The following is a 12,444-nucleotide window of genomic DNA, read 5'->3' as shown; positions in this document are numbered from 1 at the left end:
TTTGGTCTCTGGTTTAGGCGTTCAGGGAGCACTGCCTTCCGGGCCAGTTCTCCGTGATATTCTCGCGGCCGTTTTCAACTCTGCCGTGGTATCCCCGTGAAATTCATCCACCAACGCGAACACCTGAATGAAGGCGACATCGTGGTGATCGAGTCCTCGAACGCCTGCAATATCCGCCTCATGAGTGATGCCAACTTCCGCAGTTTCAAGAACGGCGGTCGGCACACTTATCACGGCGGCGCCTTCGACCGCTTTCCGGCGAAGATCGTCGTGCCCAGCACCGGCTTCTGGAACATCACCCTGGACACGGTCACCCAACGGGCGATCAGCGTGACCCGCAAGCCCAACCTCAAACACTCGATCAAGATCGTGCGCCGGTCAGGCTCGAAGCTTCAGAACTGAGTCCTGACGTCCCTGCATTCGCTGCGAATCAGGCCCGCCATGGCAGCGGGCCTGAGGCTGAACGATCAGAGCTTCGGCAGTTGCCCGATGCGGCCCATCATCTCGGTGACGATCTGCAAGTCCAGCAGGAACTGCTCGGTGGTCTTGAACTCGGCGTCGGTGTGACCGGTGTATTTAACGTCAGGTTTGGCAAGGCCGAACTGCACGCCGTTGGGCAGTTCATGCACTGAGGTGGCGCCGGCGGACGTGCCGAACTTGTGCTCCATGCCCAGGTTTTCGGTGGCCACGGCCAGCAGCGCCTTGACCCACTCGCCTTCGGGATTGCGGTACATCGGCTCGGCGATCGAGTAATCGAAGCCCGGCGTGATGTGGCTCTGCTGGGTCCACGCCGTCAGCTTCTGTGCGATTTCCGCCTTCAGCGCTTCCGGTGATTTGCCCCTTGGCACGCGCAGATTGACCGCCAGCTTGAAGGCCTTGTCGTCCATCGCCACGTAGGTCAGCGAGGCCGTCAGCGGGCCCATGAACTCATCGCTGAAGCCGACGCCCAGTTTGCTGCCCAGGTAGTCGAGGCCCCAGTTGTCAGCGGCATAACGCGCGGCGTCGGTGATCGCGTTGTGCTTGAGCGCGACTTTACCGTCCAGACCGTTGATGAAATCGAGCATCCGCGCCACCGGGTTGACCCCCGACTCTGGCTCGGAGGAATGCGCCGACACGCCGGTGACAGTCAGCTTGACGTCCTTGTCGGCCACTTGCGCGTCGACCTTGAAGTTGCCACCGTTTTGCTGGGCGTACTCGGCGCCGGCTTTTTGCAGCTCGGCCGCGAGCTCGGCGGGGCGATCAGTGACCAGCGTAACGACTGATTTCGACGGGATCTGGTTGGTTGCCATGCCGCCGGTCATCGAGGTGATTTCCGCACCCGTGCCTTCTGCGGTGCGGCCGGAGAAGCTGGCCATGACCGTGCCGTAGCCCTTTTCCGCGATGACCACCGGGTAGCTGCCGTCGAGCGCCAGGTTGTAGGCCGGCGTCGGGTTACGTTCGAAGTAATAGGGAATGGCGTCGCCGGAGGTTTCTTCAGTGGTGTCGATCAGCAGCTTGAAATTGCGCGCCAGTGGCAGCTTCTCTTCCTTGATCACCTTCATGGCGTACAGCGCGACGACGATGCCGTTCTTGTCATCCTCGGTGCCGCGGCCGTACATGCGGTCGCCGATCAGGGTGACTTTGAACGGGTCGAGACGAGTGCCGTCCGCCAGCACCCAGTTTTCCCGGGTGACCGGAACCACGTCGGCGTGGGCATGGATCCCCACTACCTCAGGGCTTGAGCCTTCAAGGGACACTTCATAGACGCGGTTGTCGATGTTGCGGAAGGTCAGGTTGAACGACTGGGCGAGGGTTTTGATTTTCTCGGCAATCTTCACGAACGCCGGGTTGTCGTGCTGGGCGACGCCTTCGGTCTGGAACGTGGGAATCGCGACCAGCTCTCGCAGGGTTTCGGTGGCGGCGCTGCCGTATTTTACCCGCGCATAAACCCCCAGCAGGCGATGGATGTCGTTCTGCTCATCGGCAGACAGCTTCTTGTTGGCGAGGAAGGCATTGATCGCCGGCTCGATGCCCGCCGCCTTGACCACGTCGGTAGTGCTGACGGTCTTGAGGAACTGGCGGAAATCAGTGACGGTGTTTTCCTTGAAGCTGCCGACAATCGTGCTGCTCTGTTGCGCGGTGAGGTTGGCGAAGGCAGCCGGTGTGAAGGCGCAGACGCCGGCGAACATCATTGTGGCGGCGGCGAGGTGCTTGAGCGAAAAGTCCATTGGGTGGGGCATTCCTTGGCAGGCATGTTGAGAGAAATGTCTGATCGTTCGATCAGAAACCACCGCACGCTACCATCGCCGGTGGAGCAGGGGGAGTCCTTATGCTGATATCTGTCGCCTTGGAGGGTGAAAGCGGCGCAGAACCATAAATGACTCAGGCTATTGAATGGCCTGAAAAAATAGGCGTGATCGGGCCTGGCTCAAACGGCATAACCGTCTACGCTGATGGCGCAGCGCGACGGCATGATGTTGATGTACATGGTTTTCCGTAGCCTCAAACTTTCAGGCGCTATCGCGCCAGGCTTTATCACTAAGGAATTCCATGAAACTGCGTCATTACGTTAACCGGATGCTGTGTGCGTTGCTGGTCATGATGAGTGTGGGTGTTTGTCAGGCGGCTGAGCAGCAGCGGGTAAACATTGGCTCGTTGAACATGACCGGCGGCAAGATCTCGCGCTGTGACCTGGGTTATCGCACCTACGGCACCCTGGCAGAAGACCGCAACAACGTCGTACTGGTGACCACCTGGCTGGCCGGACGGACGTCCGACCAGGCCGATATGATCGGCCCGGGCAAGTTGGTCGACACCAATCGCTGGTACGTGGTGGCGATGGACGCCATCGGCAATGGCGTGTCCTGCTCGCCGTCAAACAGCCCGATCGCGCCGCGCCTGAAGTTTCCGCAGTTCGGCATCCGTGACATGGTCAAGGCGCAACATCGATTGCTCGCCATGTACCTGGGCATTGATCACGCCCACGCCATCGTCGGCATTTCCATGGGCGGCATGCAGGCCTTGCAGTGGGCGGTAATGTATCCGGACTTCGCCAGCAAGGTGGTGACCATCGTCGGCACGCCTCACCCGACCGAACGTGACCTGCAGGCCTGGAATGCAGAACTGGCCGCCATCGAACGCGCGCCGGGCTGGAACGACGGCAACTATGCGCCGGGCACTGCGTTCAAACAGCTCACGGCGGTCCACAACGGTTATCTGTGGACGCCGGAGCGTAGCGCCGCTAAAAACCTCGGCAACCGGCCCGCGCCTGCTGGCAAACAGCCCGCCACCCCGGGCAATCAGTCCTTCAGCACGGTTGACTGGTACCGGCAATTGCAGGCCATGACCTCCTTCGATTTGTTGCGTCAAGGTGACATGGCCACGCTGGCCAAGAAGATCAAGGCGCAGCTATTGATCATCACTTCAGAACAGGACCGCATGGTCGACCCGGCGCCTTCCAAAGCGCTGGCCGCTCAAAAGCGCGCGCAGTTGCTGGTGCTCAATAGCGATTGTGGGCACATGGCGCCGGCGTGCGAGGCGGACAAGGTGAATGAGGCGCTGAAGACGTTCCTCAAATAGGACGGCGGCCCCGGGTTGTCAGCGGCGCGCTGGCCAGTACGGCAACGCTGCGGCGAGAATCTGCCGCAGACGGCAAGCAATGTCGATTATGGGGCCCCTTCCCGGATCGTGGCGTGGTCTGCAAACCCCTGCTGGCGGGCCTTTCAGGGAAACAAGCGGTATGGCATCGGTTTTGCTGCTGTCGGGGTACATCGGACAACCTGAACAGGAGGTGAAAGATGTTAATCGGCAACAGTGCTATCCAGCAGTTCGTGTCGAAGGCCGTAAGCCATACCCATTACGCCACGCCGGACACGGATGCCTACACCAGCGCCATGGCCGGCGCCGCCACACCCGTGGCGGCGATTGCGAGCAATGGCGAAGGCGCGGCGCAAGGCAGCAATGACGGTAAGCAGAGCTACGACGAGTCGTTTGCCAAAATGATGGTGAACCTGAAGGCAGCGGCGGCCAACACGGCGTCGTCGGTGACGGACGATGACAAGGCGGCTGCGGCTGCGGCGTTTGTGTCCAGCGCTGACAAGCAGGTTGCGTCGTCTGACAGTGTCAGCAAGGGCGTGTCCGATGAACTGGCGGCCAGTGATGGCGCGGCGGGTTCTGACGGGGTGGGTTCGGTGAAGGATCAGTTTCTGTCCTACATGAACCAGACCGACGCGGAGAAGGTGCGGCAGCGGTTGACGGGCGTCAGCAAGGCGGAATACGACGCCATGACGCCGCAGGAGCAGGCGGCGGTGGACAAGCAGGTGACTGAGCTGCAGAAGCAGAAGACGGATCAGCAGGTCGCTGAGCAGGAGGTGAAGACCAGGATCGCCATGGCAAAGGCGGAAATGGCCTAACGGCAAAAGCGTCTGCCTGGCGGCAGACATTTCGCCTTCGGCGAGTTACTTGGAAAAGCACCCCAAGTAACCAAGGGTGCCTGCTCCTGGTTTGGCTCCTCCTTCGTCGGAGTACCCTCACTTCGGTCTCGCTCCGTGGGCCCGCGCCGAACGGACATCCATGTCCTGACGGCGCTCTCGCCGCATCCATGCGGCTCGACCCACTCCGCGAAACCTGCGTTCAGCCTGCACCCAAGTCGCGATAGGTGTCGTCTGGGCGGTATGTGTCTGAAGATCAAGATCAAAAGCAGATCAAGAGCAGATCAACGGCTTCCCGGCTAAAGCCGGTCCCACTAAAAGCGCCGTGTGCAGCAAGTTCACTGATCGTTCCCACGCTCCGCGTGGTAACGCCGCCCCCGACGCTCCGCGTCCCGCAGACGACGCGCATTCAGGCCTGGGGAAGTGACGCGGAGCGTCACGGGATGCATGCCCACGCGGAGCGTGGGAACGATCACATCAGCAAAAATGTCGGCGCCTAAGCTGGCCTCTTCCCGGCTAAAGCCGGTCCCACTAACAGCAGCGTGTGCAATCAGTGGGACCGGCTTTAGCCGGGAAGCTTGTGATCTGCTCTTGATCTGCTCTTGATCGGCTCTTGATCTTCATACGCAGAAAGCTCAAACACCACCAATCGCGACTTGGGTGCAGGCTGAACGCAGGTCTCGCTCCGTGGGCTGAGCGGCATGGATGCCGCGAGAGCCGCCCCCCGCCATGGATGGCGGATGGCGGCGGGCCCACGGAGCGAGACCGAAGTGAAGGAACCCCGAGGAACGAGGGGCCCAACCAGGAGCAAGCACCCTTGGTTACTTGGGGTGCTTTTCCAAGTAACTCGCCGAAGGCGAAACAGTCTGCCCCCAGGCAGACGCCTGTGATCTTGATCTTGATCTTGATCTTGATCTTGATCTTGATCTGAAAAGGGCCAGACGCCTAGACCACCTCCGCCCGATAGGGCAAATCAGGCCCCTCTCGCGTACAGGTCACCGCCGCTGCGGCCACCGCAAACTCCAGCATCTTCGTCAGCGTCTCCCGATCTACGCCCGCCAAAGCAGCTGGCGCATCCAGACCCCGCTCCGTGAGAAACGCAATCAACGCCGCCTGAAACGTATCCCCGGCACCCACCGTATCCACCGTCTCCACCTTGCGCGCCGCCACCGACCAGGTCCCCAAGTCCCGCGTAAACACAGTGGCGCCCTGACGACCGCGGGTCATGATCACCCACTGACAATTGTCCTTGAGCCAGCCCGCGGCCACCGCCGCCGCATCTTTCTGCGGATACAACAGCTCCAGATCCTCATCACTGACCTTGATGATGTGCGCATGCTCGGCAAACTTCCCCACTTGGCTGCGCCACAGCTCGATACTCGGCGCCGGGTTCAAACGCACATTGGGGTCGAACGTGATCAACCGCTTACCGCTTTCCCGCCGCACCAGCGTCAGCAGTGCCTCGGCGACCGGCTCCACCACCAGCGAAAACGAACCCACATGCAAGCCACGCACGCTGTGGTCCAAAGTCGGCAGATGCTCAACGCTCAGCATCCGGTCGGCGCAGCCTTCGCCGCGAAAACTGTACTGCGGCGAGCCGTCGGCGCCCACGGCGACCATCGACAGCGTGGTGGGCGCGTCGATATGCACGAGAAAGTCATCGCGCACGCCTTCTTCCGCCAGCACCGTCAGCAGGCGCTTGCCCAGGTAATCACTGGAGATGCCGGCGAAAAACCCGGCATCGATGCCCAGCCTGCGCAGCCCGACGGCGACGTTGAACGGCGAACCGCCGGCGATGGCCTGATAACCCACTTTGTTGCTTTGTCCGCTGTCCGGCTGACAGAAAAAATCGAACAGTGCTTCGCCACAGACCAGATACATAGTTGCTCCATAAAGGCCGACGGGGCTGTCCGTCAGAGGCCCTGCAAGTGAGTGCGATAGTGCTGATAAACGGTTTGGTACGCCGCAACGTGTTCGGCGACCGGCCGGGTTTCACTGGCCGGATCGAGGCTGACGCAACGCTCGGTCAGCGCTTGCAGCGACTCACCGTCACCCTCGGCGTGAGCATGACACCACGCCGCCTGAATCGCCGCGCCCAGGGCGGCCGCTTCGGTGCCGGTGGTGCAGATGACCGGCGTGTCCATGATGTCGGCGACGATCTGCCGCCAGACCGCGCTTTTTGCGCCGCCGCCGATCAGGCGGATGTTATCGCTCTTAACGCCGCTGTCGCGCAACAGGTCCAGGCCGTAACGCAGGCCGAAGGTGGTGCCCTCGACCACCGCGCGGCACAGGTTGGCCTGGGTCAGGTTGGTGCTGTCCAGCCCGAGAATGCTGCCGGTGGCATGGGGCAGGGCGGGCACGCGTTCGCCGTTGAGGAAGGGCAGCATGAGCACGCCCTGGGCGCCAATCGGTGATGACGCCACCGCCGCGTTGAAGGCGCCGATGTCTAGCGTGAACAGCTCGCGGATGGCGCTGGTGGCGTTGGTCAGGTTCATGGTGCAGATCAGTGGCAGCCAGCCGCCCGATGAGGAACAGAAGGTCGCCACCGACGGCTGCGCGCTGATATTGCCGGCGTCGGCGAATGCGTAGACCGTGCCCGACGACCCCAGGCTCATGGTGATCGAGCCCGGCGCGATGTTGCCGGTACCGATGGCGCCCATCATGTTGTCGCCTCCGCCGCTGGAGACGATGGCGTTCGGGTTGAGGCCCAGACGCTCGGCGATCGCGGGAAGAATCGTGCCCACCGCCTGATGCGCTTCGATCAATTCCGGCAATGCCTTGACCAGCCGCCCACTGGGGTCGATGTGCTGAAGGATGTCGAGGTCCCATTCGCGGGTGCGCACTTTGAAATAACCGGTGCCCGACGCGTCGCCGAACTCGCTGCAGCTGCGGCCGGTCAGCCAGTAATTGAGGTAGTCGTGGGGCAGCAGAATCTTGTCGATGCGGGCGAACAGTTCTGGGAACTGTTCTTTGCTCCACAGCAGTTTCGAGACCGTGTAGCCCGGCGCGATGGCGATACCCAACCGCTCCAGCGATCCGGCCTCACCGCCCAGATACGCCAACAGCCGATCATTTTCGGGCGAGGATTCGGTGTCGCACCATAGCTTGGCCGGGCGCAACACCTGTCCCGAGGCATCGAGCATCACCAGGCCATGTTGCTGCCCGGACACGCCGATGGCCTGGATGTCCGCGCCGGACACCCCGGCCTGCTTCAATGCCTGTTCCGTCGCCTGCTCGAACGCATCGAGCCATTCCTGAACATCCTGCTCGCGGCGCCCGTTGGCACCGCTGATCATGTGATGGGCGCCCGAGCCTTCGCCCAGAACCTTGCCGCTGACGGCATCCAGAACAATCGCCTTGGTGCCTTGGGTGCCGCAATCGATGCCGAGAAACATGTTCACCTCGTTAGCTCTGAAGCTCAGGCGGTTTTCGCCAACAGGTTTTCCAGGGTTTTACTGACGCCCAACTGCTTCAGGCTGTTCAAGTTGTGCTCGAACGATGCCACGAACTCAGGGGACTGGGGAATCGCCGCACCGAAGATTTCTTCGACTTCAAGCAGCCGCTGAGTGACCAGCAAGTCATCGGCCACCAGCGCCTTGCAAAAGTCCGCGCGCGGGTCGACGACGGTGTACGGCACGCCGTTCTCGCCGGTGAAATCGCCGGTGCGGTTGCCCTGCAGGTACAGCGCCCAGGCCGCAACCACCAGGGAAGCGCGGTCCATGTTGCCGCTGTCCAGGATCAGACGATTGATCGTCGGCACGGTGAATTTCGGGAATTTCGACGAACCGTCGGAGCACACCCGCTCCAGCTGGTCGGCAATCGCCTGATTGGAGAACCGATCGATCAGGGTCTGTTTGTATTCGGTCAGGTCGATGCCCGGCACCGGCGCCAGTTGCGGGGTGACGTCCAGGTCCATGTAGGTGCGGATGTACTCGACGAACAGCGGGTCGTTCATGGTTTCGTGGACGAAGCGATAGCCCTTCAAGGCCCCGAGATAGGTCAGCGCCAGGTGGCTGCCGTTGAGCAGCTTGATCTTCATTTCTTCGTACGGAGTGACGTCGTCGGTGAACTGCACGCCGACCTTTTCCCAGGCCGGACGGCCGTTGACGAATTTGTCTTCAAGCACCCATTGCACGAACGGCTCGCACACCACCGGCCAGGCGTCGTCGATGCCTTTCTGGTCATGCAGCTGCAGGCGGTGGGCGGTGCTGGTCATGGGCGTAATCCGGTCGACCATGGCGTTGGGGAAGCTGACGTTTTCAGCAATCCAGTCGTGCAGTTCCGGGTCGCGCAGTTGGGCGAATGCCAGCAGGGCCTTGCGTGTGACCGCGCCGTTGTGCGGCAGGTTATCGCAGGACATCAGGGTGAACGCCGGCGTGCCTTCGGCGCGTCGTCGGGTCAGGGCGGCGCACAGGTAACCGAACACGGTTTTTGGCGTGGCGGGGTGTTCGAGGTCGTACTGGATCTGCGGCAGGTGGCTCATGAATTCGCCGGTGCTGTCGTCGATGCAGTAACCGCCTTCGGTGATGGTCAGCGAGACAATGCGGATGTCCGGACTGGCGAGTTTGTCGATCAGCGCCAGGTCGCTGTCGGTGGACATGAGCATCTGACTCATGGCGCCGATCACACGAGTTTCGGTGTCCGGGGTGTCGCCCAGTTCGAACAGCGTGTAGAGGAAGTCTTGGCCCTTCAGCGCTTCGAAATTGCCGCGGTCTTCCTCGCGCAGGCTGACCCCGCAAATGCCCCAGTCCAGGCCTTCGCCGCTGCCTTCATTGGCGCCGAGGGACATCAGCGCGTCGGTGTAAAACGCCTGGTGGGCGCGGTGAAAACCACCGACGCCGATGTGGGCGATGCCCTGGCGACGCTCATCAAGGGAATAGGCGGGGATGGCGATGCCGGCGCCCAGGTTGGAGAGGTTCTGCTTGTTCAGTTTCATGACGGTGTTCCCGAATGCTGTGGAGTGCGAGGGATCAGGCAGCGGCCTGCAGCGCGCGACGGATGACCTGGCCCTGGGCGTCGAACAGGTGGCAGTGCGCGCTGTTCAGGTGCAGTTTCAGGGTTTCGCCGTACTGGCTCGCGAGGTCCCCACGAATCCGCATGGTCAGCGGCTCGCCGGACGTGGTGCGCACGTGGCAGTAAGTGTCGCTGCCGAGGCGCTCGCTGACGTCGGCGATGACGGTCAGCTGGCAGTCGCCTTCGTTGGCCAGCTCCAGGTGCTCGGGACGAATCCCCAGCGTTACCGAGTCGCCCACGCTCTGTTGCGCGTTAGTGAAAGGCAGCAGGACCTTCGTCCCGGCGTCCAGGGTGACTTCACAGGCCGACGCTTCGACGCCGCTGATGATGCCCTTGAGGAAGCCCATTTTCGGCGTGCCCAGAAAGCCCGCGACGAACAGGTTGGCCGGATGGTGATAGAGCTCCAGCGGTGAACCGACCTGCTCGACGCGGCCGCCATTGAGCACGACCACCTTGTCGGCCAGGGTCATGGCTTCGACCTGATCGTGGGTGACGTAGATCATCGTCGCCTGCAGCTCTTTGTGCAGGCGCGACAGCTCCAGTCGGGTTTGCACTCGCAAGGCCGCATCGAGGTTGGAAAGCGGTTCGTCGAACAGAAAGATTTTCGGGTTGCGCACGATGGCCCGACCGATTGCAACGCGCTGGCGTTGACCACCCGACAGCTGCTTGGGCTTGCGTTCCAGCAGTGGGCCCAGCTCGAGGATACGCGCGGCTTCATCGACCTTTTTCTTGACCTCGGCCTTCGGCGTGCCGGCCAGATCCAGGGCGAACGACAGATTTTTGCCGACGGTCATGTGCGGGTACAGGGCGTAGGTCTGAAACACCATTGCCAGGTCGCGCTTGGCCGGGGTGACCTGGGTAATTTCGCGGCCATCGAGTTCGATGCTGCCGCTGGTCACGTCTTCCAGGCCGGCGATCAGGCGCAGCAGGGTGGATTTGCCACAGCCCGACGGACCGACGAAGACCACGAACTCACGGTCCTTCACGTCCAGGTCGATGCCTTTGATGATCTGGTGGCCGTCGAAGCCTTTTTGCAGATTTCTGATTGTCAGGTTAGCCATGATGGGCTCCAGTTTTATTCTTCAAAATGTCGAAATCATCAAAGGCGGGATCGTTCCCACGCTCTGCGTGGTAACGCAGCCCTTGACGCTCTGCGCCGGCTCTTTGGACGCGGAGCGTCCGGACGCTGGTTACCACGCAGAGCGTGGGAACCATCATGTTTCGGTTATTTCACGGCACCAAACGACAGCCCGCGAACCAGTTGTTTCTGGCTGATCCAGCCGAAGATCAGGATCGGCGCGCAGGCCAGGGTCGACACCGCCGATAACTTGGCCCAGAACAAGCCTTCAGGGCTGGAATAGGAGGCGATCAGCGCAGTCAGCGGTGCGGCATTCGAAGAGGTCAGGTTCAGCGACCAGAACGCCTCGTTCCAGCACAGGATCAGCGACAGCAGCGCCGTCGAGGCCAGTCCGCCCTTGCAGATCGGGATCAGCACCCGAAAGATTTCCTGGCGTGTGGTGGCGCCGTCCAGCCGCGACGCTTCAAGAATCTCCCCGGGGATGTCCTTGAAGTAGGTGTAAATCATCCACACCACGATCGGCAGGTTGATCAGCGTGTAGATCACGATCAGCGCGATGCGCGAATCCAGCAGGCCGGAGGTCTTGGCCAGCAGGTAGATCGGCATCAGCACGCCCACCGGCGGCAGCATCTTGGTCGAGAGCATCCACAGCAGCGTGCCCTTGGTCCGTTTGGTTTCGAAAAACGCCATGGAATAGGCCGCCGGCACCGCGATCAGCAGGCACAGGATCGTCGCGCTGAAGGAGATCAGGATCGAGTTCCAGGCGAAGTGGAAGTAGTCACTGCGCTCCTGGATGTGCAGGTAGTTTTCCAGGGTCGGCGTGAAGAAGAACTGCGGCGGCGTGGCGAACGCATCGATCTCGGTCTTGAAGCTGGTCAGGACCATCCAGAAGATCGGGAAGAAAATCAGCGCTGCGATCAGCCACGACAAGGTGCCGAGCAGGGCACTTTGCAGGCGACGGGATTGTTTGAGCGTCATCATGGCCTTGCCCTCAAGACTTGTCGGTGAGGTTTTTGCCGATCATCCGTACCAGGATGATCGCGGCAATGTTGGCGATCACGACGGCAATCAAACCGCCTGCCGATGCCATGCCCACGTCGAATTGCAGCAGTGCCTGGTTGTAGATCAGGTACGCCAGATTGGTGGAAGCGAAGCCCGGACCGCCGTTGGTGGTGGTGAAGATTTCAGCGAACACCGAGAGCAGAAAGATCGTTTCGATCATCACCACCACGGCGATCGGACGCGCCAGGTGCGGCAGGGTCAGGTGCCAGAAGATCGCGATCGGGCCGGCGCCATCCAGACGCGCCGCCTCCTTTTGCTCCTGATCCAGGGACTGCATGGCGGTCATCAGAATCAGGATCGCGAAGGGCAACCACTGCCACGACACAATGATGATGATCGACAGCAGGGGGTAATTTGCCAGCCAGTCCACCGGCTGGGCCCCGAACAGCTTCCACACCCAGGCGAGAATCCCGGACACCGGATGGAAAATCAGGTTCTTCCAGATCAGCGCGCTGACCGTCGGCATGATGAAAAACGGCGAGATCAACAGCACGCGCACGATGCCGCGACCGAAAAACTCGCTGGCTTCCAGCAACGCCGAGATCAGCACGCCAAGAATCACGCTGATGGCCAGCACGCTGCCGACCAGCAACAGGGTGTTCATGGCGCCGGGCAGAAAGCCGGCGTCGGTGACGAAGAATTCGAAGTTCTCAAGGCCGACGAATTCGTTTTCGCCGGGGTTGAGCAAGTTGTAGCGGATCAGCGAAAAGTAGATGGTCATGCCCAGCGGCACGATCATCCAGACCAGCAGCAACAGCACCGAAGGGCTGACCAGAAACCAGCCGGGCTTGGTGACGCTGCCTTTGGGGGACGACTTATCGTCGGCCGCGGCGGTGCGCGGGGTGAGGGTTGAGGTGTTCATGTCGACTCCGAACCGGGCAA

Annotated in this window: 10 protein-coding genes; 3 read left to right on the top strand and 7 right to left on the bottom strand. The window is 61.5% G+C overall.

Features of this window, described 5'->3' with window-relative positions:
- The first annotated feature begins 96 nt into the window (after window positions 1–96).
- Window positions 97–402, top strand: coding sequence for a DUF1883 domain-containing protein (locus BMY98_RS04850; RefSeq protein WP_074885497.1), 306 nt, complete (start codon window positions 97–99; stop codon window positions 400–402).
- A 65-nt stretch (window positions 403–467) separates the two neighbouring features.
- On the opposite strand, the gene BMY98_RS04845 is transcribed toward BMY98_RS04850, so the two are convergent.
- Complete coding sequence (locus BMY98_RS04845; protein WP_074885495.1) at window positions 468–2,207, bottom strand: dipeptidase; 1,740 nt, start codon at window positions 2,205–2,207, stop codon at window positions 468–470.
- Between the two features lie 322 nt (window positions 2,208–2,529).
- Between BMY98_RS04845 and BMY98_RS04840 the strand changes: the two genes are divergently transcribed.
- Complete coding sequence (locus BMY98_RS04840; protein ID WP_074885492.1) at window positions 2,530–3,558, top strand: alpha/beta fold hydrolase; 1,029 nt, start codon at window positions 2,530–2,532, stop codon at window positions 3,556–3,558.
- 218 nt (window positions 3,559–3,776) lie between these two features.
- Window positions 3,777–4,391: a hypothetical protein gene (locus BMY98_RS04835; protein WP_074885489.1), complete on the top strand. Its 615-nt coding sequence runs from the start codon at window positions 3,777–3,779 to the stop codon at window positions 4,389–4,391.
- Window positions 4,392–5,354: 963 nt separating this feature from the next.
- Here the strand turns inward: BMY98_RS04835 and BMY98_RS04825 are convergent.
- From BMY98_RS04825 to BMY98_RS04800, 6 genes are all read right to left on the bottom strand, one after another.
- Window positions 5,355–6,290: a carbohydrate kinase family protein gene (locus tag BMY98_RS04825; RefSeq protein WP_074885483.1), complete on the bottom strand. Its 936-nt coding sequence runs from the start codon at window positions 6,288–6,290 to the stop codon at window positions 5,355–5,357.
- Window positions 6,291–6,322: 32 nt separating this feature from the next.
- A complete protein-coding gene (gene xylB / locus BMY98_RS04820) occupies window positions 6,323–7,804 on the bottom strand; it encodes a xylulokinase (protein WP_074885481.1) in 1,482 nt (493 codons plus the stop codon).
- A gap of 23 nt (window positions 7,805–7,827) precedes the next feature.
- The gene (locus BMY98_RS04815; protein ID WP_074885478.1) at window positions 7,828–9,345 is read right to left on the bottom strand and encodes a mannitol dehydrogenase family protein; all 1,518 of its coding nucleotides are present in this window, start codon (window positions 9,343–9,345) and stop codon (window positions 7,828–7,830) included.
- Window positions 9,346–9,379: 34 nt separating this feature from the next.
- Window positions 9,380–10,483 (bottom strand): ABC transporter ATP-binding protein, encoded by a 1,104-nt coding sequence (locus tag BMY98_RS04810; protein ID WP_074885476.1) that lies wholly within the window; start codon window positions 10,481–10,483, stop codon window positions 9,380–9,382.
- A 164-nt stretch (window positions 10,484–10,647) separates the two neighbouring features.
- Window positions 10,648–11,481 carry a carbohydrate ABC transporter permease gene (locus BMY98_RS04805; RefSeq protein ID WP_074885473.1) on the bottom strand — a complete coding sequence of 278 codons (834 nt, stop codon included), beginning with the start codon at window positions 11,479–11,481 and terminating at the stop codon, window positions 10,648–10,650.
- Window positions 11,482–11,491: 10 nt separating this feature from the next.
- Window positions 11,492–12,424 (bottom strand): carbohydrate ABC transporter permease, encoded by a 933-nt coding sequence (locus BMY98_RS04800; protein WP_074885470.1) that lies wholly within the window; start codon window positions 12,422–12,424, stop codon window positions 11,492–11,494.
- Window positions 12,425–12,444 lie beyond the last annotated feature (20 nt).

It is taken from the genome of Pseudomonas graminis (genome assembly GCF_900111735.1).
GTDB lineage: Bacteria > Pseudomonadota > Gammaproteobacteria > Pseudomonadales > Pseudomonadaceae > Aquipseudomonas > Aquipseudomonas graminis.
This window is presented reverse-complemented; position numbering and strand designations above follow the sequence as displayed.